Raw genomic sequence first — 23,154 nt, forward strand, 5'->3', positions numbered from 1 at the left:
AAGAGTCGGGTCTCTTGTATCCCGGCATTATCCATCATATAACGCCAAAAAGTAAGCGATGACAAACACGTAAAGTGTAAGCAGTCACGGCATCACATTCTGTTAAACGTAAGTTTAGCCGATATACACAAACTCAACCTGACTTTATCGTTATCGATAGCACAGTGAACAAGACGCCATAACGTTACCGCTATGGCGTCTGCTTGTGCTTTGTAGTTATTACAGTTTCGCGCTTACCCAGCTTTCAACGCTGGCCAAAGCTTGCGGAAGTGCCGCCGCATCCGTACCACCGGCTTGCGCCATGTCCGGACGACCGCCACCTTTGCCGCCCACCTGCTGAGCGACCATACCAATCAGCTCCCCTGCTTTTACGCGGTCGGTCACATCCTTAGAGACGCCCGCAATCAGAGAAACCTTACCTTCTGCCACTGTCGCCAGCACGATAACGGTGGAACCAAGCTGGTTCTTGAGATCGTCGACCATAGTACGCAGCATCTTAGGCTCAACCCCCGCCAGATCGCTGACCAGCAGTTTAACGCCCTTAATGTCTACAGCCTTGCTGGAGAGGTTTGCACTCTCCTGCGCCGCAGCCTGCTCTTTCAGCTGCTGCAGCTCTTTTTCCAGCTGACGCGTGCGATCCAGTGCAACACGCACTTTCTCGCCCAGGTTCTGGCTATCGCCTTTCAGCAGCTGCGCGATGTCGTGCAGCTGATCGCTCTGCGCATGCAGGCTGGCAATCGCCCCTTCACCGGTCACCGCTTCAATACGACGCACACCTGCCGCCGTCCCCGACTCGGAAACAATGCGGAACAGGCCGATGTCACCGGTGCGGGAGGCGTGAGTACCACCGCACAGCTCAGTAGAGAAGTCGCCCATGCTCAACACGCGAACACGGTCGTCATATTTCTCACCAAACAGCGCCATCGCGCCTTTTTTCTTCGCCGCCTCGAGATCCATGATATGAGTTTCGATAGGCAGGTTACGACGGATCTGCGCGTTCACCAGATCTTCCACCGCACGGATTTCAGACGGTTTCATCGCTTCAAAATGCGAGAAGTCGAAACGCAGCACTTTGTCGTTAACCAGAGAACCTTTCTGTGCAACGTGGGTACCCAGCACCTCGCGCAGTGCAGCGTGCATCAGGTGGGTTGCAGAGTGGTTGAGACGAATGCGCGCGCGGCGAGCTTCATCAACGTTAGCCTGTACGCCCTCGCCCACTTTCAGAGAACCGGAAACCAGTTTGCCCTGGTGACCAATCGCCTGGCCGTATTTCTGGGTGTCGCTCACGCTGAAGCTGAAACCGTTGCCTTTCAGTTCGCCTTTATCGCCAACCTGACCGCCGGATTCCGCATAGAACGGGGTTTTGTCCAGAATGACAACCGCATCCTGACCTGCGCTGATGCTGTCTACGGCTTTGCCGTCAACAAACAGGGCGGTCACTTTACCGGTCAGTTCCAGCGCGTCGTAACCTTTGAATTCAGACGCGCTATCAACGCGGATCATTGCGTTGTAGTCTGCACCGAAACCGCTGGACTCACGCGCGCGACGACGCTGCTCTTCCATCGCCGCTTCGAAGCCCGCTTCGTCAACTTTGATGTTGCGCTCGCGGCAAACGTCTGCCGTCAGGTCAACCGGGAAGCCATAGGTGTCGTACAGACGGAAAGCGGTTTCGCCATCCAGTGTGTCGCCTTTCAGTTTCGCCAGCTCGTCGTCCAGCAGCGCCAGACCGCGCTCCAGTGTACGCGCAAACTGCTCTTCTTCGGTTTTCAGAACCTGCTCTACCTGCGCCTGCTGGCGTTTCAGCTCATCACCGGCAGCACCCATCACGCCAATCAGTGGCCCAACGAGTTTATAGAAGAAGGTGTCCTTCGCGCCCAGCATGTTACCGTGACGGATGGCGCGACGAATGATACGACGCAGCACGTAGCCACGGTTTTCATTCGACGGGATAACACCGTCGGCGATCAGGAACGCACAGGAACGGATATGGTCGGCGATAACGCGCAGCGATTTGTTGTTCAGATCGGTCGCGCCGGTGACGTCCGCAACGGCTTTGATCAGAGTGCTGAACAGGTCAATCTCGTAGTTGGAGTTAACGTGCTGCAGAACCGCGGCAATACGCTCCAGGCCCATACCGGTATCAACGGAAGGCTTCGGCAGCGGCTCCATGGTACCGTCGGCCTGACGGTTGAACTGCATGAAGACGATGTTCCAGATCTCGATGTAGCGATCGCCGTCTTCTTCCGGGCTGCCTGGAGGACCGCCCCAGATGTGGTCGCCGTGATCGTAGAAGATCTCGGTGCACGGACCGCAAGGACCGGTATCCCCCATTTGCCAGAAGTTGTCCGACGCGTATGGCGCGCCTTTGTTATCACCGATGCGAATAATACGCTCGCGCGGGATCCCGACTTCTTTTTCCCAGATTTCATAGGCTTCGTCATCGGTTTCATAGACGGTAACCCACAGACGCTCTTTCGGCAGGTTGAACCAGTTTTCACCGGTCAGCAGTTCCCACGCGTATTGAATGGCATCGTGTTTGAAGTAGTCGCCGAAGCTGAAGTTACCCAGCATTTCGAAGAACGTGTGGTGACGCGCGGTGTAACCGACGTTTTCCAGGTCGTTGTGTTTACCGCCCGCACGCACGCAACGCTGTGAGGTTGTGGCGCGGGAATAATTACGCTTATCGAGACCAAGGAACACATCCTTGAACTGGTTCATCCCGGCGTTGGTAAACAGCAGAGTCGGATCGTTGTTCGGTACCAGGGAGCTGCTGGCAACAACCTGGTGTCCCTTACTATGGAAAAAATCGAGAAACGCCTGACGGATCTCAGCGGTGCTCTTGCTCATAATTATCCTGAAATCAAGCTAACGAAATGTCGTAGCAGGTCTGTATCGGTAAACCCCTGGACAGGCCAGCTACTGGAAAAAGTGGGAATAAGATAAGTTTTCTTTAGTGGGAAGTAAAATCCCGCATGCGTTCAATCGGCAAAATTACGCCAGATATCCTGAATATCTTCCATCAGGAAGCCGCGGTAGAGCAAAAAGCGCTGGATTTTAACTTTTTCTGAAAATCCGTGCGGCAGGGGTTCACCGTACTTGCGGATCGCCTGCTCTTTTGCCAGCGCACACCAGTCGGTGTCGCATTCACGCATCGCTTTTTCAATGGACTCACGGGAAACGCCTTTCTGGTTTAGCTCCTGGCGAATGCGCGCCGGTCCATATCCTTTGCGGCCTCGGCTGGCGAGAAACCGGGAAGCGAAACGATCATCATCCAGATAGTGGTGCTCGTAACACCAGGCAATCACCCGATCATAATCTTCCGCGGTGGCATCAATCTCTTCCGGCCCGTTTTTACCCATCACCGGCGCCGACAGTTTTCGGCGCAGCTCCTGTTCACTGTGGTCACGGACAGCAAGAATGCGTACCGCTCGGTCCAGTAAGCGTGCATATGCGGGTCGGCGGGTCGTCGGTTCACTCATAAAAAACCTGCTGATTCAGAAATGCAAAAAGGGCCGCATCAGCAGCCCTTCATTGTTAAACGAAAGAATTAAAAGTCTTCGTTGGTTTCTTCAGCATCCGCGCTATCCACCGCGAAGTCTGGAGTAGCATCCTGATTATTCAGCAGAAGCTCACGCACTTTCTTCTCAATCTCTTTCGCCGCAGCCGGGTTCTCTTTCAGCCAGGCGATCGCATTCGCTTTACCCTGACCAATTTTGTCACCGTTGTAGCTGTACCAGGCACCTGCTTTTTCGATCAGCTTCTCTTTCACACCCAGGTCAACCAGCTCGCCGAAGAAGTTAATCCCTTCGCCGTAGAGGATCTGGAATTCAGCCTGTTTGAACGGCGCTGCAATTTTGTTCTTCACAACCTTCACGCGGGTTTCGCTCCCGACAACGTTCTCGCCCTCTTTCACCGCACCGATACGGCGGATATCCAGACGGACAGAGGCGTAGAATTTCAGGGCGTTACCACCGGTGGTAGTTTCCGGGTTACCGAACATCACACCAATTTTCATACGGATCTGGTTGATGAAGATCAGCAGCGTATTGGACTGCTTCAGGTTACCGGCCAGCTTACGCATCGCCTGGCTCATCATACGTGCCGCGAGGCCCATGTGAGAGTCGCCGATTTCGCCTTCGATTTCCGCTTTTGGCGTCAGTGCTGCCACGGAGTCGACCACGATAACGTCAACCGCACCGGAGCGCGCCAGCGCGTCACAAATTTCCAGCGCCTGTTCACCGGTGTCCGGCTGAGAACAGAGCAGGTTGTCGATATCCACGCCCAGCTTACGTGCATAAACCGGATCCAGCGCGTGCTCGGCATCGATGAACGCACAGGTTTTACCTTCGCGCTGAGCGGCGGCAATGACCTGCAGCGTCAGGGTGGTTTTACCGGAGGATTCTGGCCCGTAGATTTCTACGATACGGCCCATTGGCAGGCCGCCCGCGCCCAGCGCGATATCCAGAGAAAGCGAACCGGTGGAGATCGTTTCCACATCCATGGTACGGTCTTCACCCAGGCGCATGATGGAGCCTTTACCGAATTGCTTTTCGATCTGGCCCAGTGCTGCCGCCAACGCTTTCTGTTTGTTTTCGTCGATAGCCATTATTACTCCTGTCATGCCGGGAGAAGCGACTGTGCTTCACCGTGGATTTCTGTTCTGTTGGTGCAATTATACTGTATGGTCATACAGTATCAAGTATTTTGTAGAAATTGTTGCCAGAGCGTTTTTAACGCATAAACGGTGGCCTGACGACGCACGCTTTCGCGATCGCCGCTAAAGCACTCCCGGCGGGTGATCCCTTCGCCTTTGGCGCTGGCAAACCCAAACCAGACGGTGCCGACAGGCTTCACGTCGCTGCCGCCGTCCGGACCCGCGATGCCGCTAATGGAGATCGCGTAATCGGCCCGTGCCTCTTTGAGCGCGCCAATCGCCATCTCGATCACCACCGGTTCGCTGACCGCGCCATGCTGTTCAAGGGTGGATTCCCGCACGCCAATCATCTGTGCTTTTGCTTCGTTACTGTAGGTCACAAAGCCACGTTCAAACCAGGCAGAACTGCCGGCAATATCGGTAATCGCTTTGGCAACCCAGCCGCCCGTACAGGACTCAGCGGTGGTGACGGTCGCCCCACGTTGCTTAAGCGCCAGGCCCACTATCTCGCTCAGCTGCATCAATTCATGGTCAGTCATTCTCGCTCCAGGCATCAGAAAAACGTGCTGCACAAGATAGCACTTTCTCGTCAGATATGGGGATGCACTTCCGGTTTTACGAGGGGGCTTCAGAAAATAGCCGGTGCGGGCGCACCGGCAAGCGAAAGATTATTTCATGCTGTTGGCGAGGATATTCACATTGTGGCGAAACGCCTTAACGTAGGTATCCGCCACGCCGCCTTTGGAGGACAGCGCTTCCGGGTAAAGTTCGCCCCCCGGCTGTGCCCCTGTCGCCGACGCAATCTGCTTCACCAGCCGCGGGTCAAGCTGATTTTCCATAAACCAGGTCTTCACCCCGTCGGCTTTGATCTGATTGATAATTTCCGCAACCTGCGCCGCGCTCGCTTCACTCTCAGAAGAGAGCCCCTGCGGTGCCATAAATGTCACGCCGTAGGCGCGGCCAAAATAACCAAAAGCGTCGTGGCTGGTCAGCACCTTACGCTTCGCCTGCGGGATCTGGCTGAACTGCGCTTTGGCCCAGCTGTCCAGCTGGTTAAGCTGCGCGATATACCTTTTTCCGGACGCTTCCAGCGCGGCTTTGTCTTGCGGATCGGCGTTTACCAGCCCGTTCAGAATATTTTGCGCATACAGTGCGCCATTCGCCGCGCTGTTCCACGCATGCGGATCGGTCACGGTTTTGCCCTCTTCTTCCAGGGTGTGTGTTTTGACACCTGCTGACGCCACCACCAGTTGGCCCTTAAATCCGGAGGCCTTCACCAGACGGTCAATCCAGCCCTCCAGACCCAGACCGTTCACCACCACCACATCCGCCTTGCTCAGCGCCGCGCTGTCTTTCGGTGAGGGTTCGAAGGTATGCGGATCGCCGTCCGGCCCAACCAGCGTGGTCACATTCACCCGATCGCCGCCCACCTCCTGCGTGATATCCCCCAGTATCGAAAAGCTGGCGACTACATTCAGGGTTTTCGCCATCACCCCCTGCGACATCATCCCCAGCGCGAGCGCCACCATTAATCCTGTACGTTTCATCATTTCCCCTTACGTTAAAAAAGCGTACGCAGGCTGCCCGCGAGCCTGCTTCGCGTACCAAATAAGACAGAAATCAGGAACAGTGCGCTGGCCGTCAGCACGATGGACGGCCCGGCGGGCAGACTCACCGCCCAGGAGAGGCTTAGCCCCAGCCACGCGCAAAAAATGCCGCTAACGCCCGCCATCAGGAGTAGCCCTGGCAGCGTGCGCACCCAGCAGCGTGCCGCCACCGCCGGCAGCATCATCAGCCCGACAGCCATCAGCGTGCCAAGCACCTGAAATCCGGCCACCAGGTTAAGCACCAGCAGCGCCAAAAACAGTCCGTGCAGCAGGCCTGGCAGCCAGCGGGAGTTTACCTGCAGCCAGGCGGTATCAAACGCCTCGGACACCAGCCCGCGATAGAAAACCGCCAGCGCCAGCAGCGTGAACATGCAAACGCCTGCCACAAACAGCGCGGCGTCGTTATCCACCGCCAGAATGGAGCCAAACAGCAGGTGCAGCAGATCGACATTCGAGCCTCGCAGCGATACCAGCGTCACGCCCAGCGCCAGAGAGCCAAGATAGAACCCCGCAAAGCTGGCATCCTCTTTAAGCGGCGTACGACGGCTGACCAGCCCGGCCACCAGCGCGACGGCAATCCCGGCAATAAATCCGCCGATACTCATTGCAAGCAGTGACATGCCGTTCAGCAGATAGCCCACGGCAACGCCGGGCAATATGGCGTGTGAAAGGGCATCGCCCATCAGGCTCATCCGGCGCAGCTGCAGAAACACGCCGAGCGCGGTGGTACTGACAGAAAGCGCCAGACAAACCACCAGCGCGCGACGCATAAAGCCGTACTCGATAAACGGCTGAAAAAAAAGATGCCAGATCATGCCACCCTCACCCGCTCGGTCTTCCATTGGGGAATGTCAGCGTCCAGCCTTAACGTCTGCGGGAAGTGGCGCGACACGCGCTCGCTGTCGTGCAGTACCGCAAGCAGCGTTTGACCCTGCATATACATCTCCAGCATCAGATCCATCAGTACATTGCAGGTGGCTTCATCGACCCCGGTAAAGGGCTCATCGAGCATCACCAGCGGTGCCTGCTGTACCAGGATGCGGGCAAACAGCATGCGCTGAAACTGACCGCCGGAGAGCTCATCGATAGTGGATAACGCCATGGATTCGAGCCCCACGCGTTCCAGCGCGCGGGCAATACGCAAGCGTTTTTCCCGACGGAGAGCGGAAAATAGCGAAATACCCGGCCAGCAGCCCATGCTGACGACATCCTGTACGGTCACGGGAAATTGTGCCTCCAGCGCGTGACGCTGCGCCAGCCAGCCAATGACCGGGCGCTTTCCCTGCCAGCGGAAGCTGCCGTTTACGGGGGGAATAAACCCGGCGAGCGTTTTCAGCAGCGTGGATTTCCCGCAGCCGTTAGCGCCGATAATGGCGGTCATGCTTCCCCGCTCAATCAAGCCGGAGAGCGCACGCGTGACTGGTATACGGTCATAACCCGCAATCAGTTCATCCATCACAATCATGGCAATGCCACCGCCCAGCGCACAGCCAGGCCGATAAAGAGAACAAGCACCAGCGCCAGCAAAAGCCGAACGGGCGCAGAGAGAGAAAAAAGGGACGTTGACATCTCGACACCATAATTAATGTTATAACATAACAATAATCAAAGGTGACTGAGATGTAAATGGCGCGTTTGAAACGGGAGTGTGGCGAAATGTTTCTGCAAAACGCCCCTCTCCCTTGGGAGAGGGGCAGGGTATCAGGCCGCACCGTGCGCGCAGCCATGCCGGGTGGCGGCGTTGCCTTACCCGGCCTACCCGTCAGAGCGAATTACTGACTAAACGGCGACGCTGCCGGCACGCGGGCCTGGGATACCGCCAGACCCAGCTGCCATACAGCCATCGCATAGTGGGTGCTGTGGTTATAGCGGGTAATGGTGTAGAAGTTCGGCATGCCGTACCAGTACTGATAGCCCGTTCCCACGTCCAGGCGCAGCAGGCTCACCTGATCAACATTGCCCAGCGGCTGCGTTGGCGTTAAGCCCGCCGCCGTCAGCTGTGCGACGCTGTATTTGGTTTTGAAGCCGTTTTCCAGGCCAAACGCCTCGCCGTTTGCCTGTACGGCAACCTGACCACCCGGCGTCCAGCCATGCGCTTTGAAGTAGTTCGCCACGCTGCCGATGGCATCCACCGGATCCCACAGGTTGATATGACCATCCCCGTTAAAGTCGACGGCATACTGTTTATAGGAGGACGGCATAAACTGGCCGTAGCCCATCGCACCGGCAAACGATCCTTTCAGTTCGAGCGGGTCGTCCTGTTCGTTACGCGCCATCAGCAGGAAGGTTTCCAGCTCGGAAGAGAAATACTCCGCACGGCGCGGATAGTTAAAGGAGAGCGTCGCCAGCGCATCCAGAATGCGGGTTTTCCCCATCACGCGACCCCAGCGGGTTTCCACGCCGATAATCCCGACGATGATTTCAGGCGGTACGCCGTACACCTGCCAGGCGCGGTTGAGCGCATCTTCATACTGATTCCAGAACACCACGCCGTTTTGCACGTTGTCCGGGGTAATAAACTGTTTGCGATAGCGCAGCCACGCACCGTTTGGCCCGCTCGGCACCTGGGCCGTCGGCGCCTGCCTGTCCATCAGGCGCAGCACGTAGTCCAGACGCTTGGCCTGCGACAAAATTTCGTGCAGCTGCTGTCTGTCAAAGCCGTGTTTGCTCACCATTTTATCGATGAACTGCTCGGCCGCCGGGTTGTTCGCGAAGTCGCCGCCCATCTGCATCATATTGTGCTGCGGCTCCAGCAGGAATCCTCCGGAAGGCGCGCCCGCCGTTTGCTGAACGGCTTCGGTCTTAGGTTTGCTACTACAGGCAGACAGCAGAATAAGCGCAGGCAACAGCGCTGCATAACGACGCTTGAACATGAGACATCCATTTTACGGGTTCGATAAGAACCCAGTATGGTAAAGCATCCGCAACACCTCAAGGAAGCAGTACACACCTCCCCCACGCAAATCCGCCCTTTTTTCCACCGAAAATCCCTCCCCTCATCGATTAACTTTCAAAATAATCCATTTTTCTTTCATTGTGAGATCTGATTAACACTTTAAAACCTTTCAAAGTGATTATTATTAGTCGCGGTAATACAAAAACAAAAGCCCAGAGGAGAGAAGAATGATAGAAACCATCACCCACGGCGCCGAGTGGTTCATCGGGCTGTTTCAGAAAGGCGGAGAAGTGTTCACCGGCATGGTGACCGGGATCCTGCCCCTGCTGATCAGCCTGCTGGTGATCATGAACGCGCTGATAAACTTTATCGGCCAGCAGCGCATTGAACGTTTCGCCCAGCGCTGCGCCGGGAACCCGCTGTCCCGCTACCTGGTGTTACCTTTCATCGGCACTTTCGTGTTCTGCAACCCGATGACCTTAAGCCTCGGTCGCTTTATGCCAGAAAAGTACAAGCCGAGTTATTACGCTGCCGCTTCCTACAGCTGCCATTCCATGAACGGCCTGTTCCCGCACATCAACCCCGGCGAGCTTTTTGTTTATCTCGGGATCGCCAGCGGTCTCACCACCCTTGGCCTGCCGCTCGGCCCGCTGGCGGTGAGCTATCTGCTGGTTGGTCTGGTGACCAACTTCTTCCGCGGCTGGGTGACGGACCTCACCACCGCCATTTTCGAGAAAAAAATGGGCATCCAGCTTGAACAGAAAGTCCAGCTTTCAGGAGCCACAGCATGAACCGGATCCGCATTGAGAAAGGCACAGGCGGCTGGGGCGGCCCGCTGGAGTTCGACGCCACCGAAGGCAAAAAAATCGTCTACATCACCGCGGGCACGCGCCCGGCGATCGTCGACAAGCTGCATGAACTGACCGGCTGGGAATCGGTCGATGGCTTCAAAGAGGGCGAACCGCCGGAAGCGGAAATCGGCGTGGCGGTGATCGACTGCGGCGGCACGCTGCGCTGCGGCATCTATCCGAAGCGTCGCATTCCAACGGTGAACATTCACTCCACCGGAAAATCAGGCCCACTGGCGCAGTACATCCTTGAAGACATTTATGTGTCGGGTGTGAAGGAGGACAACATCACTCTGGTGAATGGCACTCCCGCGCCGCAAAAAGCGGCCCCGCGCGATTACGACACCAGCAAGAAGATCACCGAGCAGAGCGATGGCCTGCTGGCAAAGGTCGGGATGGGCATGGGGTCCGCCGTGGCGGTGCTGTTCCAGTCCGGGCGCGACACCATCGACACGGTGCTGAAAACCATCCTGCCGTTTATGGCATTCGTCTCGGCGCTGATCGGCATCATCATGGCGTCTGGTCTGGGTGACTGGATTGCCCACGGCCTTGCCCCGCTCGCCAGCCATCCGCTCGGGCTGGTCACGCTGGCGCTGATCTGCTCCTTCCCGCTGCTGTCGCCGTTCCTCGGCCCGGGCGCGGTGATTGCCCAGGTCATCGGCGTGCTGATTGGCGTGCAGATTGGCCTGGGCAATATTCCCCCGCACCTCGCCCTGCCCGCCCTGTTTGCCATTAACGCTCAGGCGGCGTGCGACTTCATCCCCGTTGGGCTGTCGCTGGCCGAAGCGCGCCAGGACACCGTGCGCGTGGGCGTGCCGTCCGTGCTGGTCAGCCGCTTCCTGACGGGCGCTCCGACGGTGCTGATTGCCTGGTTTGTCTCTGGCTTTATTTATCAATAAGAGGTTTTTGCAATGACCGTGATTTACCAGACCACCATTACCCGCATCGGCCAGAGCGCAGCCGATGCATTAAGCGACCAGATGCTGATCACCTTCCGCGAAGGCGCGCCTGCGGATATCGAAGAGTTTTGTTTTATTCACTGCCACGGCGAGCTGAAGGGCGAGCTGAAGGCCGGTAGCCAGCTGGAGCTGGGCGAGGCGCGCTATGCCGTGACCGCCGTCGGCGACGTGGCTGAGCAAAACCTGCGCGAGCTGGGCCACATCACCCTGCGCTTTGATGGTCAGCCGCAGGCGGAATATCCCGGCACGGTTCACGTCGATGGTCCGGTTCCGCAGGCTGTCACCCCAGGCTGCACGTTAAAATTTGTTGCGTAATTAAGGAGATAGACATGAGTCAGGTTGCCGTTGTCATTGGTGGGGGACAAACCTTAGGCGAGTTCCTCTGCCGTGGGCTTGCCGCAGAAGGTTACCGCGTGGCGGTAGTGGACATTCAGAGTGAAAAAGCCGCCCGCGTGGCGGATAGCATCAATACCGAGTTTGGCGAAGGAATGGCGTACGGCTTTGGTGCCGACGCCACCAGCGAGCAGAGCGTGATGGCGCTGGCCCGCGGCGTGGATGAAATTTTTGGTCGTACCGACCTGCTGGTCTACAGCGCGGGAATCGCAAAAGCCGCGTTTATCAGCGATTTCGAACTGGGGGATTTTGACCGCTCGCTGCAGGTCAATCTGGTGGGCTATTTCCTCTGCGCCCGCGAGTTTTCCCGTCTGATGATCCGCGACGGCATTCAGGGGCGCATCATTCAGATCAACTCCAAATCAGGGAAAGTGGGCAGTAAGCACAACTCCGGCTACAGCGCGGCGAAGTTTGGCGGCGTGGGGCTGACGCAGTCCCTGGCGCTGGATCTGGCCGAATACGGGATCACCGTTCACTCGCTGATGCTGGGCAACCTGCTGAAATCGCCGATGTTCCAGTCCCTGCTGCCGCAGTACGCCACCAAGCTTGGCATCAAAGAGGAAGAGGTGGAGCAGTATTACATCGATAAAGTGCCGCTGAAGCGCGGGTGCGATTATCAGGACGTGCTGAACATGCTGCTGTTTTACGCCAGCCCGAAAGCCTCGTACTGCACCGGGCAGTCGATTAACGTCACCGGCGGACAGGTGATGTTCTGATCGAGCGGGCGGATGCCCTCACCCTAACCCTCTCCCACAGGGAGAGGGAATACAACAAGGAGCCGATATGGTCACCGCACTCATCACCGTCGCCGCCCTCGCCTGGATCTGCCAGATGGCGTTTGGCGGCTGGCAGATCCACCAGTTTAACCGCGCGTTTGACGCCCTGTGCCAGAAAGGTCGCGTGGGCGTCGGGCGGTCCGGCGGACGTTTCAAACCGCGGGTCGTCGTCGCGGTTGCGCTGGATGAAAACAATAACATCTGCGATTCCCTGATCATGCGCGGGATGACCGTCTTTGCGCGGCCGGTGAAAATCCAGGCAATCAACGGCATTTCGTTGCAGGAATTGCGGCCTGATGTGATCTTTCCCCATGATCCACTCTGTCAGAATGCACTATCATTAGCGCTTAATCTGAAACATGGATAATTTCGTTGTGAAAGCTATAGCCTTGCGAAATTATCATTTCGCAACCTAAGGAACGAAGCGCCTATGAAACCTCGTCAGCGGCAGGCGGCCATTCTCGAGTATCTGCAAAAGCAGGGAAAATGCTCGGTAGACGATCTGGCCCACTACTTTGACACCACCGGCACGACAATACGCAAAGACCTGGTATTGCTCGAAAATTCTGGCGCCGTCATTCGAACCTACGGCGGCGTGGTGCTCAATAAAGACGAAGCCGACCCGCCCATCGATCACAAAACGCTGATCAACACCCACCAGAAGGCGCTGATTGCCGAAGCGGCGGTGAAATTTATCCACGATGGCGACTCCATTATCCTCGACGCCGGCAGCACCGTGCTGCAGATGATCCACCTGCTCAGCCGCTTTAATAACATCACCGTGATGACTAACAGTCTGCACATCGTCAACGCCCTGTCAGAGTTTGACAGCGAGCAGACCATCCTGATGCCCGGTGGCACCTTCCGTAAAAAATCCGCGTCGTTTCACGGGCAACTGGCCGAGAACGCCTTCGACCACTTCAGCTTCGATAAACTATTTATGGGGACCGACGGCATCGACCTGAACGCGGGCGTCACCACCTTCAACGAGGTGTTCAACGTCAGCAAAGCGATGTGTAACGCCGCGCGGGAAGTGATTTTAATGGCGGACTCGTCGAAGTTTGGCCGTAAAAGCCCCAACATTGTCTGCAGCCTGGAAAGCGTCGACAAACTGATTACCGACGCAGGTATCGACCCGGCGTTCAAAAAAGCGCTGGAAGAGAAAGGCATCGACGTGATCGTAACCGGAGAGAAAGATGAGTGATTTTCTGTTAAACGCTGGCCGCCAGACCCTGATGCTGGAACTGCAGGAAGCCAGCCGCCTGCCGGAGCGTCTGGGCGATGAGTTTGTGCGCGCGGCCAACACCATTATCCAGTGCGAAGGAAAGGTGATTGTCTCCGGGATCGGCAAATCCGGCCATATCGGCAAGAAGATTGCCGCGACCCTGGCCAGCACCGGGACACCGGCGTTCTTCGTGCATCCGGCAGAAGCGCTGCACGGCGATCTGGGGATGATCGAAAGCCGCGACGTGATGCTGTTTATCTCTTACTCCGGTTCAGCCAAAGAGCTGGATCTCATCATTCCGCGCCTGCAGGAAAAGGCGGTCGCTCTGCTGGCGATGACCGGAAAATCCCGCTCGCCGCTGGCGCTGGCCGCCAAAGCGACGCTGGATATTTCCGTGGAGCGCGAAGCCTGTCCGATGCATCTCGCCCCCACTTCCAGTACCGTTAACACGCTGATGATGGGCGACGCGCTGGCAATGGCGGTAATGCAGGCGCGCGGCTTTAACGAAGAAGATTTTGCCCGTTCGCATCCGGCGGGCGCGCTCGGCGCACGACTGCTCAATAAAGTGCACCATCTGATGCGCACCGACGATGCCATTCCGCAGGTTAAGCTCGATACCAGCGTTATGGACGCGATGCTGGAACTCAGCCGCACCGGCCTGGGCCTGGTGGCGGTGTGTGACAACGAGGACTTTGTGAAGGGCGTCTTTACCGACGGGGACCTTAGGCGCTGGCTGGTGGGTGGCGGCAAGCTGGAATCCCAGGTGTCAGAAGCGATGACCCGGGGCGGGCTAACGCTGAACGCTGAGAGCCGCGCTATTGAGGCCAAAGAGAGCCTGATGAAACGCAAAATCACCGCCGCGCCGGTGGTGGATGACGCCGGCAAACTGTGCGGCGCCATCAACCTGCAGGATTTCTACCAGGCCGGGATTATCTAACGCTTCAGTCCATGGCGCTTCGCCAGTCGGTGTCGGCTGGCGACGTCCATCTCAGGAGCCCGCTTTCTTTTACGCATTTTATTCATGAAGTAAATACATATTAGGTAAATCATTATTAATCCCTTATTTATTCTGTCCATAACGGTTTAAATGCGGAACAGGTGTAAAACATCAACCTGTTTTATTCCCTGATTCCGGCTTAGTCTGATTATTAATTACTCAGCCGGAGACCTCCCATGGCGACTTTCACTAAAGAACTACACTATCTTTCAACCTATTTTAAGCAGGTTAAAAAATCAGAGCATATATTGTTTCGCTGGCTCTACCTGAGCCCGGAGGCGCGCATTGAACGTCTGCGCGAACTGATGATGCCCGTGAGCGCCCCTAAAAAATGAGTGCGCCCAAAGCTTACAGGCCGGGTATGCCCCGCGCAACCCGGCAAAAACCGGAACAAATAATTCAATTCATCATTGTTTATTTAAATATAAATTAGCTGAACAAATATAATTAAATTAATTTATGCTGCATCACAATTTCATCCATCCTGCTTTCGCATTAAAATAAAAACTGTTATTTTTCGATGTGAATTAAGTTTTACTGGAACCCACTCTCATGAATGCATTTAGTTATTTGCAGCGTCTGGGTAAAGCCCTGATGTTGCCCATCGCCACGCTACCTGTGGCGGCGATCTTATTACGTCTCGGTCAGCCCGATGTTTTTAATATTCCCTTTATTGCCAGTGCGGGGGGCGGTATTTTCGACAGCTTACCGCTACTTTTTGCCCTTGGCATCGCCATTGGTCTGGCTAAAGACAACGCGGGCGCGGCCGCCCTTGCCGGTGCCGTCGGCTTCCTGGTGCTGACCAAAGCCACGGCGGTCATTAACGCATCCATTAACATGTCCTTCTTCGCAGGGATTATTGCTGGCGTGGTCGCAGGCCACTGCTATAACCGCTTCTCGAATACCAAACTGCCGGACTTCCTCGCCTTCTTTGCGGGCAAGCGACTGGTCCCGATCGTAACCGGGCTTATCTGCCTGTTCATCGCCTGGGTGTGCGGCTACGTCTGGCCTTCCGTGCAGCACGGGATTGATACCTTCAGCCTGCTCGTTTCCCGCAGCGGCGAACCGGGCTGGTTTATCTATGGGGTGCTCAACCGCGCGTTGATTCCGTTTGGCCTGCACTACATTCTGCACTCCGTCTTCTGGTTTAGCCTCGGCGACTGTCTGAAGGTCACCTATGACGCCGCGAGTGCGGTACATAACATCTGCCTCGCACCGGATGTGGTGAAAGGTCTGGTGGTCGGCGGTGCCGTACCGGGCATCGAGGGGTCCTCTGTCACGCAGATTGCCACCGACCTGACCCGTGGCGACCTTAACCGCTTCTTCGCAGGTGACCCGCATGCCGGCGTTTACATGGCCTGGGCATATCCGATCTTTATGGGCGGTCTGCCGGGTGCTGCGCTGGCGATGTATTTTGCCGCGCCGAAAGCCCGCCGTTCAGCCGTAGGCGGGATGCTGCTCTCTGTAGCGCTGACGGCCTTCCTGACCGGCATCACCGAACCGATTGAGTTCTCCTTCCTGTTCCTCGCACCGGCCCTGTATGCCCTGCATGCAGTCCTTGCGGGTGTCAGCATGGTGGTCGCCAACAGCCTCGGTGTGCTGCACGGCTTTGGTTTCTCAGCCGGGTTGATCGACTTTGTGCTTAACTGGGGACTTGCCACGAAGCCGTGGATCTTAATCCCGCTGATTGTGCTGTTCTTCGCGATCTATTTTGTCGTGTTCACCTTCGCGATCCGCGTCTTTAAGCTGAAAACGCCGGGACGCGAGGAGGAGGACACCATCACGGGTGGGTCTGACGATCAAAACGAGGCCATTGCCCGGTACATCGTGGCGTTGGGCGGTAAAGAAAACCTGAAGAGTGTCGACGCCTGCATTACCCGCTTGCGCCTGACGCTGGTGGATAACAGCGTGCTGGATGAACCGGCGCTGAAAGCGCTGGGTGCCAAAGGTATTCTGAAAATGGGTACCCAGAATGCGCAGGTCATACTCGGCCCTCAGGCTGAAAGCATTGCTCTGAAGATTCGGGCACAGACAGAAGCCTGACGCTGAGCGTTCCTGTTCCCTCTCCACACAGGAGAGGGAATAAAACCGGAACACTTCACCTATCCAGACCTTATTTATTCCGCAAAACACCCTACACTCTCAACATCCCCTATCGTCACCGGAATGTCGCTATGCGCCAGCTTCAGAAAATCCGTCAGTATCAACGGCTTTATCAGCATTACGGTGCTGCGCCAAAGCCGACCACCATCGCGGAAGTGGCAGAGGTGGCAGTGTGCAGCGAACGCCACGCGCGCACCCTGCTGCGCCAGCTCGCACAGAGCGGCTGGCTAAGCTGGAACGCCCAGCCGGGTCGCGGGCATCGGGCCATCCTGCATTGCCTGGCGACCACCAGCGAACTGAGTGCGCCGCTGATGCACGCCTGTCTGGAGAAAGGGGATTACCAGAGCGCGCTGCAGCTGGCAGACGGTGATCCGGCCAGCCTGCATCACATCATTACCCCGTTTTTAGGCGGAAAATGGCTAAAACATCAGCCAACGCTGCGCATACCCTGGTACCGCGCCCTCACGTCGCTTGATCCGTCTCTTCAGCGCCGCCGTGCCGAACAGCATATTATCTGCGCGGTTCACGCGGGGCTGACGCGCTACGCGCCCGGCCACCCGCAGCCGGTAGCGGATTTAGCCCACCACTGGGAAATTGATGATGACAAACTGCGCTGGCGCTTCTACCTGCGCAGCGGCGCGCACTGGCATAACGGGCAGGCCATCAGTGATGAAGATATTCTCAGCGCGCTGCACCAGCTGCTGGCCGACCCGGCCCGCAGCGCAGGGCTCGCGCACGTTACTCAGGTATCGCTTGTCGCCCCCTGGTGTCTGGAGATCGCACTCACCGCACCCGATGCCATGCTGGCCCATCGTCTGGCGCATCACGCCTGTCGCCTGCCGCATCCGCAACAGCCGGGTATTGGCGCAGGTCCCTTTGCTATCGCCCATCATCATTCGCACTACCTGCGCCTTGAGCGCCAGCCGTGGTACTTTGCGGCGCACCCGCTGCTGCATGCGATCGAGTTCTGGCGAACCCGCAGCGAGACGGAAAAAACCGCCTGGATCACCGTAGGGAAAGGCGAAAATGCCCGGGGGTCCGTTACCTCCATCAGCAGTGGCTTTGCCTGGCTGATGCTCAACGTCGGGTTGCCGCAGCCGCTGGCGGCCTGGCTGCGTCAGGAAATTCAGCAGATTAATCAGCAGAACATCCACCGGGATGATGTCGACACCCGCACGGAAATTCTTCCCGGCATCACGACCCCCGTATTTCCGGAAGCGTCCGGGGTGGCGCTTCCCGCCACCCTGTCGCTGGTTTGCTATCACACGCCTGAGCTGTGCGAGCTTGCCAGCATGCTGCAAACACGCCTGAAAAAGCGCGGCTGCGAGCTGATCATCCACAGGAAAGATCGTGAGGCGTGGCATGTCCCCGATGCGCTGACGCAGGCGGATATCTTACTGGGGGATTATCTGGCGGGGGAATTGCCGGTCTTTGCGCTGGCAGAGTGGTTTACTGAAGAGCCTGCCTGGGCCACCGCCCTGGGGCAGGGTCCGTGGCAAAAAGCGAAGCAGACCCTGATGCGCTATTGCGAAAGCGAGGAGAGCCTGCAAACAGCGCTGCCGTCTTTCTTCCAGTCCTTACTTGAAAGCGGCGCCTGCACGCCGCTGTTCCACTACCGCTATCGTCTTAATACCCTGGAAAACGTGCAGGACATTGTGCTGACCGCCAGCGGCTGGCTCGATTTTACCCGCGCCTGGCTGCCGCCAGCTCAGGAACGTACCACCAGCGCGTCGTAGCCGCGCCAGCGGTAGTTGACCATCGAGATCAGCCAGCAGGCGACAAACAGCCCGACGACCACAAACCCGGCGTTGCCCAGGTTGTCGTTCACCGCGCCAATCACATCCCAGACGCCGCCGCTGAGGTCAAATTTGTCCATCAGCAGACCCAACGCTTCCAGCCCGCCGATAAACAGCGCCACCACCACGGAGGTGCCGGTGATGGTCATGTTGTAGTAAAGCTTGCGCTGTGGCTTGTTAAACGCCCATCCGTAGGCCCCCACCATCAGCAAATTGTCGAGAGTATCCACCAGCGCCATGCCGCTGGCGAAGAGCGCCGGGAAGACCATGATGGACCACACCGACATGCCGTTTGAGGCGCTGGCGGCAGAAATACCCAGCACGCCAATCTCGGTAGCGGTATCAAACCCCAGGCCAAACAGAAAACCGACCAGGTACATCTGCCAGCTTTTGTTGACCAGACGGAACGTCGCGCCGAACAGCCAGTTCATCACCCCGCCCTGCGCCGGAAGCGCAATCTCCCCCTGCACGGGCTTGCCGTTTTTCAGCGCCTGGAAACTGCGCCATACGCCGCGCAGGATCACCATATTCACCAGCGCCATTGCCAGCAGGAAGGTCGCCGACACCGCCGTGCCAATCAGGCTGCCGGTCTCGTGAAACCACGCCATATTCTTCTGAAATGCCGTGGCGGTCGCGGCAATCGCAATGGAGGCAAGCACCACAATGGTAGAGTGCCCCAGCGAGAACCAGGCCCCGACGCCGGACGGGCGTTTTCCCTGCTGCATCATCTTACGCGTCACGGTATCGATGGCCGCAATGTGGTCGGCATCCACCGCATGACGCAGTCCGTAGCACCAGGCCAGCAGGCTTGCCGCCATCAGCGCCGTGCTGTCGCTGAAGGTGTGCCATGCCCATCCCCAGGCCAGCAGGTTTGCCATTACCAGAGCCAGCAGCAGAAGCGCGGCGCGAGGTTCATTGCGTAAGAGTCGTAACATTTTAAATCCTTTGTGAACATGACCGGGCAGCGGCGACCACCGCCTGCCCGAAGGAGATCGCTCCGTCACCTGCGGGCAGGCGCGAAGGAAAAAGAAGCGTAAAGTCAGAAAGATAATGACGCAGACGCGCGCGCAGCAGACGGTTATGCAACACGCCGCCGCTGAAACACACCGTGGTCAGCGACAAGCGCCGGGCATGGAACGCGGCGAGCTCCGCCAGCCCTTTTGCCAGCGCGTCGTGAAACGCCCAGGCGCGCGCGCTGGGTTCCGCTTGCCACGCCAGCCATTGCTGCCAGAACAGGGAGAGATTACCCACCGACAGCGTGACCGGATGCACAGCGCCTTCGCACTGCGACGCCAGGGCTTCGAGCCGACAGGCGGCTTCCCCTTCCCAGGATTGGGTTTCGATACCCAGTGCGCAGGCGATGGCGTCAAACAGGCGACCGCACGACGACGCCCGCGGCGCATTGATGCCGCGCAGGATAGCCTTTGCCAGCAGCGGCCAGTTCTGGCGTTGTACCGCACGCGTTTCCGGGTAATGCTGCCAGTCAGGGACAAACGCCAGACAGTGGGCGAGGAGATTTCGCCACGGCTGCCGGGCCGCGAGATCGCCACCCGGTAGCGCCACGGCCGGCAGCCCCCCCAGACGTTCGCAGGTAAGATAGTTCACCCGCAGGCACTCTCCGCCCCACAGCTCACCGTTTTCACCCATGCCGATCCCGTCCAGCGTCAGGGCGATAGCGTCTCCGCCAACGAGCGGCCAGCCGTTTTCGGCCAGGCACGCCGCTGCGTGGGCGTGATGGTGATGCACATTTTCAAGAGGCAATGCCTGCGCTTGCGCCCACTGGCGAGCACGGTATCCCGGATGGGCATCGCACACGACGCGCTCCGGCTGAAAGGCGTAAATGCCCTGCATCACCGACAGCGCTGAACGCCATTGCGCTTCCACACCGTCGTCACTGAGATCGCCAAAATGCTGACTCAGCACCGCCTGGTTTCCGCGCACCAGGCAGAAGGTGTTTTTCATATCCGCCCCGGTGCATATCATGGCGGGAATATTTTCGAACCCGGCAGGTAACGTGATGGCATCCGGCACAAAACCACGCGCGCGGCGCAGCATCACACCGTCCCGATCCATCACTGAATCGTCCATCCGTTGCAGGATGTCACGGTTATGCAGCAGGAAGCCGTCCGCGATGTCGCTGAGCTCATCCAGTGCCTGCTGGTTGGTGAGGGCAGGCGGTCTGCCGCTGAGATTGCCGGAGGTCATCACCAGCGGGCGCTGGCAGTCCATCATCAGAAGATGCTGCAGCGGGTTCGCAGGAAGCATGATGCCCACGGTGTCCAGACCCGGCGCGATACCTTCCGGGAAGGCGGGCAGCCATGCTGTTGGCGTGAGCACGATGGGTGCGGCGGGCGAACATAACAACGTCTGAACCGGCTCAGGTAACCCATCCGCGTTCGGGATCATCACTGCCAGCGGTTTTCCTGGCCGCTGTTTGCGTGCCCGCAGCCTCGCCACCGCCCGCGGGTTGAGTGCATCACAGGCGAGGTGAAAGCCCCCCAGACCTTTGATGGCGACAATACCGCCGTTTTTCAGCATCTGCACCGCCGCGCGCAGCGCAGCCTCACGGGCAGCAGTAACCTCCCCTGCCCGCCACTCAAGCGCGGGACCACAGTCCGGGCAGGCGACCGGCTGGGCGTGAAAACGTCGGTCCGCGGGATGGCGATACTCCGCCTCACACGGCGGGCAGAGCGGGAATGGCGCCATTGCCGTGGCCGGACGGTCATAGGGCATGGCGCGAATAATGGTGAAACGCGGGCCACAGTGGGTACAGTTGATAAACGGGTAGCGGTAACGGCGCTCGTGCGGATCGTTCATCTCCGCCAGACAGGCGGGACACGTGGCAGCATCCGGTACAATCTGGGTGTCCATCATCCCACCCGCGCTGTGGCGGATGGTGAACGCCTCCGGCACATGCGTCCAGGTGAAGGGCTGCGTGTCGATACTGTCGATGCGTGCCAGCGGCGGGCAGTCCTGGCGCAGCCTCGCGGTGAAATGCCCCCCATTACCCGCGAGGCGCACCAGCACGCCCTCTCCGTCGTTGCAGACATCGCCGGTCAACTGCAGTGCCTGCGCAAGCTGCCAGACGAAGGGACGGAACCCCACGCCCTGCACCTTGCCACGCACCCGCAGCTGGATGCCGTTACCGCTCATAACGACTCAGAACAACAGCGATGACGACGTGTCGAACGCCGCGCGGCGGCGCTTCTCGGCGCTCATCTGCTCAAGCTTATCGCGATCCACGCAGACCAGCGCGTGGGTCGGGCAGGCTTCCATACAGGCAGGGCCAGCTTCGCGGTGGTAGCAGAGGTCACATTTATTGGCTTCGGCTTTCTCCGCCCGCACGTTCAGTCCCATGCCGCTGTTACGCACGACCGGACGAACCACCACTTCCATCGCGCCATACGGGCAGGCAACCACGCAGGTTTTGCAGCCAATACAGCGCTCCTGCATCACATGCACAAACCCTTTTTCACGCGTGATCGCCCCGTTCGGGCAGACGTTGGCGCACGGCGCATCTTCGCACTGACGGCAGATAGCGGCGGTGGAAATATTCACGCCTTTAATGACGTGGATGCGCGGTAAAAACGTCTCAGGGGTGAGCGACGCGCAATCCTGATCCGCCTGATGGGAAACCACGCACGCCACTTCGCAGGTACGGCAACCAATACACTTACTGGCATCGGCCATAATAAAACGGTTCATCTGCTTCTCCAGCATTACAGTTATGCGCGGAGATATTCATAAACCGTGCCAATTATTAAAGCTTTGATTTATCGCAATTTTATAATCGACACTGGGGCTGTCATCGTCATTTGTGACGATGACAGCTGTCGACATCAGCGATGCGGGCCGTCAATAACCGAGTCACGCAGGACCAGCTCACCGGAGAAGGTTTGCTGATATTTAAACTCACCGCCGTCGAGCATGAAGATCAGGCGGCTGATGGTCTCTTTAATCATCTCCGTCACCGGGACGCGCACGCTGGAGAGCGACGGCACGATGTAAGGGGCTATCGCCACATCGTCGAAACCGATCACCGACACCGCCTCCGGTGTCGCAACGCCGCTGTCGTGCAACTGCTTCATGGCACCGATTGCCATATCGTCATTACTCGCCACCAGCGCGGTAAAACGTTCACCGCGCGCAAGCAGTTCGGCCACCGCCGCCGCGCCGCTTGCCGGGTTCCACTTCCCCTGCGCAATCAGCCCTTCGCGCAGCGGAATGCCGTGCTGCGCCAGGGCGTCCTTGTAGCCGGAGAGACGCTCAACCCCGGTGGGGGAGTCCAGCGAGCCGGTGATAAACGCAATCTCCCGGTGCCCTTTCGCAATCAGCTGCGCCACCGCATCCTGGCTCGAGGCTTTATGATCGGACCAGACGCAGTGGCTGCTGTTTTTCCGCAGGCGGCGGTTGAGCACCATAATGGGCTGCTCGCACTTCTCGACGATCTCATCCATCTCTTCCACGCTCAGGAAACGCGGATAGATAATCACCGCGTCGCAGCGCATATCGAGCAGGTACTGGATCGCTTCGCGCTCCTCATCAGCGCTGTGCTTGCCGTCGGCGAGGATCAGCTGCCGCCCTTTTTCTTCGGTCATGCGCGCGGCGTGAAACAGCAGTTCGCTGAAGTAGACGCCGTGATACAAGGTGTTGGTCACCACCAGCCCCAGCGTCTGGGTACGTTTGGTCGCCAGGTTGCGCGCCAGTAAATTCGGGCGATAGCCGCTCTCTTCAATGGCCTGAAACACCCGGTCTTTGGTCTCCTGGCTGACGTAGCCATTTCCCGACAGCACCCGGGACACCGTGGCCTTCGAAACGCCTGCCCGCTTCGCCACTTCAAGCATCGTGGTCATGTTGTTATTCCGTCTGAATCTGATGGACCGCAGTGTACTGCACTGCG

The 23,154-nt window shown here is 58.0% G+C and carries 22 protein-coding genes; 10 read left to right on the top strand and 12 right to left on the bottom strand.

Translation table 11 applies throughout. From position 1 onward, the window contains the following. Positions 1-219 precede the first annotated feature (219 nt). From alaS to mltB, 8 genes are all read right to left on the bottom strand, one after another. A complete protein-coding gene (gene alaS / locus SP99_RS17440) occupies positions 220-2,847 on the bottom strand; it encodes an alanine--tRNA ligase (protein WP_045286060.1) in 2,628 nt (875 codons plus the stop codon). A 131-nt stretch (positions 2,848-2,978) separates the two neighbouring features. Further along, a complete protein-coding gene (gene recX, locus SP99_RS17445; RefSeq protein ID WP_047959316.1) occupies positions 2,979-3,479 on the bottom strand; it encodes a recombination regulator RecX in 501 nt (166 codons plus the stop codon). A 68-nt stretch (positions 3,480-3,547) separates the two neighbouring features. Continuing rightward, positions 3,548-4,606 (bottom strand): recombinase RecA, encoded by a 1,059-nt coding sequence (recA, locus tag SP99_RS17450; RefSeq protein WP_025757123.1) that lies wholly within the window; start codon positions 4,604-4,606, stop codon positions 3,548-3,550. A gap of 89 nt (positions 4,607-4,695) precedes the next feature. Further along, on the bottom strand, positions 4,696-5,193 hold the full coding sequence (gene pncC, locus SP99_RS17455; RefSeq protein ID WP_025757122.1) for a nicotinamide-nucleotide amidase: 498 nt from the start codon (positions 5,191-5,193) through the stop codon (positions 4,696-4,698). A gap of 129 nt (positions 5,194-5,322) precedes the next feature. Beyond that, positions 5,323-6,201, bottom strand: coding sequence for a metal ABC transporter substrate-binding protein (locus tag SP99_RS17460; protein ID WP_047959317.1), 879 nt, complete (start codon positions 6,199-6,201; stop codon positions 5,323-5,325). Positions 6,202-6,215: 14 nt separating this feature from the next. Continuing rightward, on the bottom strand, positions 6,216-7,076 hold the full coding sequence (locus tag SP99_RS17465) for a metal ABC transporter permease (RefSeq protein ID WP_047959318.1): 861 nt from the start codon (positions 7,074-7,076) through the stop codon (positions 6,216-6,218). Then, positions 7,073-7,726: a metal ABC transporter ATP-binding protein gene (locus tag SP99_RS17470; RefSeq protein WP_047959319.1), complete on the bottom strand. Its 654-nt coding sequence runs from the start codon at positions 7,724-7,726 to the stop codon at positions 7,073-7,075. Before SP99_RS17470 ends, SP99_RS17465 begins: the two co-directional genes overlap by 4 nt. A 307-nt stretch (positions 7,727-8,033) precedes the next feature. Then, the gene (mltB, locus tag SP99_RS17475; RefSeq protein ID WP_047959320.1) at positions 8,034-9,134 is read right to left on the bottom strand and encodes a lytic murein transglycosylase B; all 1,101 of its coding nucleotides are present in this window, start codon (positions 9,132-9,134) and stop codon (positions 8,034-8,036) included. Positions 9,135-9,384: 250 nt separating this feature from the next. Here mltB and srlA point away from each other — a divergent pair, with 250 nt between their 5' ends. The 10 genes from srlA to SP99_RS17520 all read left to right on the top strand — a co-directional run bounded on the left by srlA (position 9,385) and on the right by SP99_RS17520 (position 18,194). Further along, on the top strand, positions 9,385-9,948 hold the full coding sequence (gene srlA / locus SP99_RS17480; RefSeq protein WP_025757117.1) for a PTS glucitol/sorbitol transporter subunit IIC: 564 nt from the start codon (positions 9,385-9,387) through the stop codon (positions 9,946-9,948). Beyond that, a complete protein-coding gene (gene srlE, locus SP99_RS17485; protein WP_047959321.1) occupies positions 9,945-10,904 on the top strand; it encodes a PTS glucitol/sorbitol transporter subunit IIB in 960 nt (319 codons plus the stop codon). Before srlA ends, srlE begins: the two co-directional genes overlap by 4 nt. A 12-nt stretch (positions 10,905-10,916) precedes the next feature. Next, entirely contained in the window at positions 10,917-11,279 is a 363-nt protein-coding gene (gene srlB / locus SP99_RS17490; protein ID WP_024907705.1) for a PTS glucitol/sorbitol transporter subunit IIA, read from the top strand. Positions 11,280-11,293: 14 nt separating this feature from the next. Continuing rightward, a complete protein-coding gene (gene srlD, locus SP99_RS17495; RefSeq protein ID WP_047959322.1) occupies positions 11,294-12,073 on the top strand; it encodes a sorbitol-6-phosphate dehydrogenase in 780 nt (259 codons plus the stop codon). Between the two features lie 67 nt (positions 12,074-12,140). Further along, positions 12,141-12,500 (top strand): transcriptional regulator GutM, encoded by a 360-nt coding sequence (gene gutM, locus SP99_RS17500; protein ID WP_047959323.1) that lies wholly within the window; start codon positions 12,141-12,143, stop codon positions 12,498-12,500. A gap of 63 nt (positions 12,501-12,563) precedes the next feature. After that, a complete protein-coding gene (srlR, locus tag SP99_RS17505; RefSeq protein ID WP_047959324.1) occupies positions 12,564-13,337 on the top strand; it encodes a glucitol operon DNA-binding transcriptional repressor SrlR in 774 nt (257 codons plus the stop codon). After that, positions 13,330-14,295, top strand: a complete 966-nt coding sequence (gene gutQ / locus SP99_RS17510) for an arabinose-5-phosphate isomerase GutQ (RefSeq protein ID WP_047959325.1) — start codon at positions 13,330-13,332, stop codon at positions 14,293-14,295. The genes srlR and gutQ overlap by 8 nt, the downstream gene beginning before the upstream one ends. A gap of 236 nt (positions 14,296-14,531) precedes the next feature. Continuing rightward, the gene (locus SP99_RS24930; protein WP_164881264.1) at positions 14,532-14,690 is read left to right on the top strand and encodes a hypothetical protein; all 159 of its coding nucleotides are present in this window, start codon (positions 14,532-14,534) and stop codon (positions 14,688-14,690) included. Positions 14,691-14,907: 217 nt separating this feature from the next. After that, positions 14,908-16,398, top strand: a complete 1,491-nt coding sequence (gene nagE, locus SP99_RS17515; RefSeq protein ID WP_047959326.1) for an N-acetylglucosamine-specific PTS transporter subunit IIBC — start codon at positions 14,908-14,910, stop codon at positions 16,396-16,398. 131 nt (positions 16,399-16,529) lie between these two features. Then, on the top strand, positions 16,530-18,194 hold the full coding sequence (locus SP99_RS17520; RefSeq protein ID WP_047959327.1) for an SgrR family transcriptional regulator: 1,665 nt from the start codon (positions 16,530-16,532) through the stop codon (positions 18,192-18,194). On the opposite strand, the gene SP99_RS17525 is transcribed toward SP99_RS17520, so the two are convergent. From SP99_RS17525 to SP99_RS17540, 4 genes are all read right to left on the bottom strand, one after another. Further along, positions 18,167-19,189 carry a HoxN/HupN/NixA family nickel/cobalt transporter gene (locus SP99_RS17525; RefSeq protein WP_047959328.1) on the bottom strand — a complete coding sequence of 341 codons (1,023 nt, stop codon included), beginning with the start codon at positions 19,187-19,189 and terminating at the stop codon, positions 18,167-18,169. The two genes, SP99_RS17520 and SP99_RS17525, sit on opposite strands and share 28 nt — an antisense overlap. A gap of 1 nt (position 19,190) precedes the next feature. Next, positions 19,191-21,407: a carbamoyltransferase HypF gene (gene hypF / locus SP99_RS17530; protein WP_047959329.1), complete on the bottom strand. Its 2,217-nt coding sequence runs from the start codon at positions 21,405-21,407 to the stop codon at positions 19,191-19,193. A gap of 6 nt (positions 21,408-21,413) precedes the next feature. Continuing rightward, the gene (gene hydN, locus SP99_RS17535) at positions 21,414-21,959 is read right to left on the bottom strand and encodes an electron transport protein HydN (RefSeq protein ID WP_047959330.1); all 546 of its coding nucleotides are present in this window, start codon (positions 21,957-21,959) and stop codon (positions 21,414-21,416) included. A gap of 134 nt (positions 21,960-22,093) precedes the next feature. Continuing rightward, the gene (locus SP99_RS17540) at positions 22,094-23,107 is read right to left on the bottom strand and encodes a LacI family DNA-binding transcriptional regulator (RefSeq protein ID WP_047959331.1); all 1,014 of its coding nucleotides are present in this window, start codon (positions 23,105-23,107) and stop codon (positions 22,094-22,096) included. Between the last annotated feature and the right edge of the window lie 47 nt (positions 23,108-23,154).

Source organism: Enterobacter sp. BIDMC92 (genome assembly GCF_001030225.1).
In the GTDB taxonomy this organism is placed as follows: domain Bacteria; phylum Pseudomonadota; class Gammaproteobacteria; order Enterobacterales; family Enterobacteriaceae; genus Enterobacter; species Enterobacter sichuanensis.

Bases quoted from the DNA above. Each gene is read 5' to 3' on its own strand.
- hydN (WP_047959330.1), bottom strand. From the start codon at position 21,959: ATGAACCGTTTTATTATGGCCGATGCCAGTAAGTGTATTGGTTGCCGT.
- SP99_RS17540 (WP_047959331.1), bottom strand. From the start codon at position 23,107: ATGACCACGATGCTTGAAGTGGCGAAGCGGGCAGGCGTTTCGAAGGCC.
- hypF (WP_047959329.1), bottom strand. From the start codon at position 21,407: ATGAGCGGTAACGGCATCCAGCTGCGGGTGCGTGGCAAGGTGCAGGGC.
- recA (WP_025757123.1), bottom strand. From the start codon at position 4,606: ATGGCTATCGACGAAAACAAACAGAAAGCGTTGGCGGCAGCACTGGGC.
- srlR (WP_047959324.1), top strand. From the start codon at position 12,564: ATGAAACCTCGTCAGCGGCAGGCGGCCATTCTCGAGTATCTGCAAAAG.
- gutM (WP_047959323.1), top strand. From the start codon at position 12,141: ATGGTCACCGCACTCATCACCGTCGCCGCCCTCGCCTGGATCTGCCAG.
- alaS (WP_045286060.1), bottom strand. From the start codon at position 2,847: ATGAGCAAGAGCACCGCTGAGATCCGTCAGGCGTTTCTCGATTTTTTC.
- srlB (WP_024907705.1), top strand. From the start codon at position 10,917: ATGACCGTGATTTACCAGACCACCATTACCCGCATCGGCCAGAGCGCA.
- mltB (WP_047959320.1), bottom strand. From the start codon at position 9,134: ATGTTCAAGCGTCGTTATGCAGCGCTGTTGCCTGCGCTTATTCTGCTG.
- nagE (WP_047959326.1), top strand. From the start codon at position 14,908: ATGAATGCATTTAGTTATTTGCAGCGTCTGGGTAAAGCCCTGATGTTG.
- pncC (WP_025757122.1), bottom strand. From the start codon at position 5,193: ATGACTGACCATGAATTGATGCAGCTGAGCGAGATAGTGGGCCTGGCG.
- SP99_RS17525 (WP_047959328.1), bottom strand. From the start codon at position 19,189: ATGTTACGACTCTTACGCAATGAACCTCGCGCCGCGCTTCTGCTGCTG.
- srlA (WP_025757117.1), top strand. From the start codon at position 9,385: ATGATAGAAACCATCACCCACGGCGCCGAGTGGTTCATCGGGCTGTTT.
- SP99_RS24930 (WP_164881264.1), top strand. From the start codon at position 14,532: ATGGCGACTTTCACTAAAGAACTACACTATCTTTCAACCTATTTTAAG.
- srlE (WP_047959321.1), top strand. From the start codon at position 9,945: ATGAACCGGATCCGCATTGAGAAAGGCACAGGCGGCTGGGGCGGCCCG.
- recX (WP_047959316.1), bottom strand. From the start codon at position 3,479: ATGAGTGAACCGACGACCCGCCGACCCGCATATGCACGCTTACTGGAC.
- srlD (WP_047959322.1), top strand. From the start codon at position 11,294: ATGAGTCAGGTTGCCGTTGTCATTGGTGGGGGACAAACCTTAGGCGAG.
- SP99_RS17470 (WP_047959319.1), bottom strand. From the start codon at position 7,726: ATGATTGTGATGGATGAACTGATTGCGGGTTATGACCGTATACCAGTC.
- SP99_RS17460 (WP_047959317.1), bottom strand. From the start codon at position 6,201: ATGAAACGTACAGGATTAATGGTGGCGCTCGCGCTGGGGATGATGTCG.
- SP99_RS17465 (WP_047959318.1), bottom strand. From the start codon at position 7,076: ATGATCTGGCATCTTTTTTTTCAGCCGTTTATCGAGTACGGCTTTATG.
- SP99_RS17520 (WP_047959327.1), top strand. From the start codon at position 16,530: ATGCGCCAGCTTCAGAAAATCCGTCAGTATCAACGGCTTTATCAGCAT.
- gutQ (WP_047959325.1), top strand. From the start codon at position 13,330: ATGAGTGATTTTCTGTTAAACGCTGGCCGCCAGACCCTGATGCTGGAA.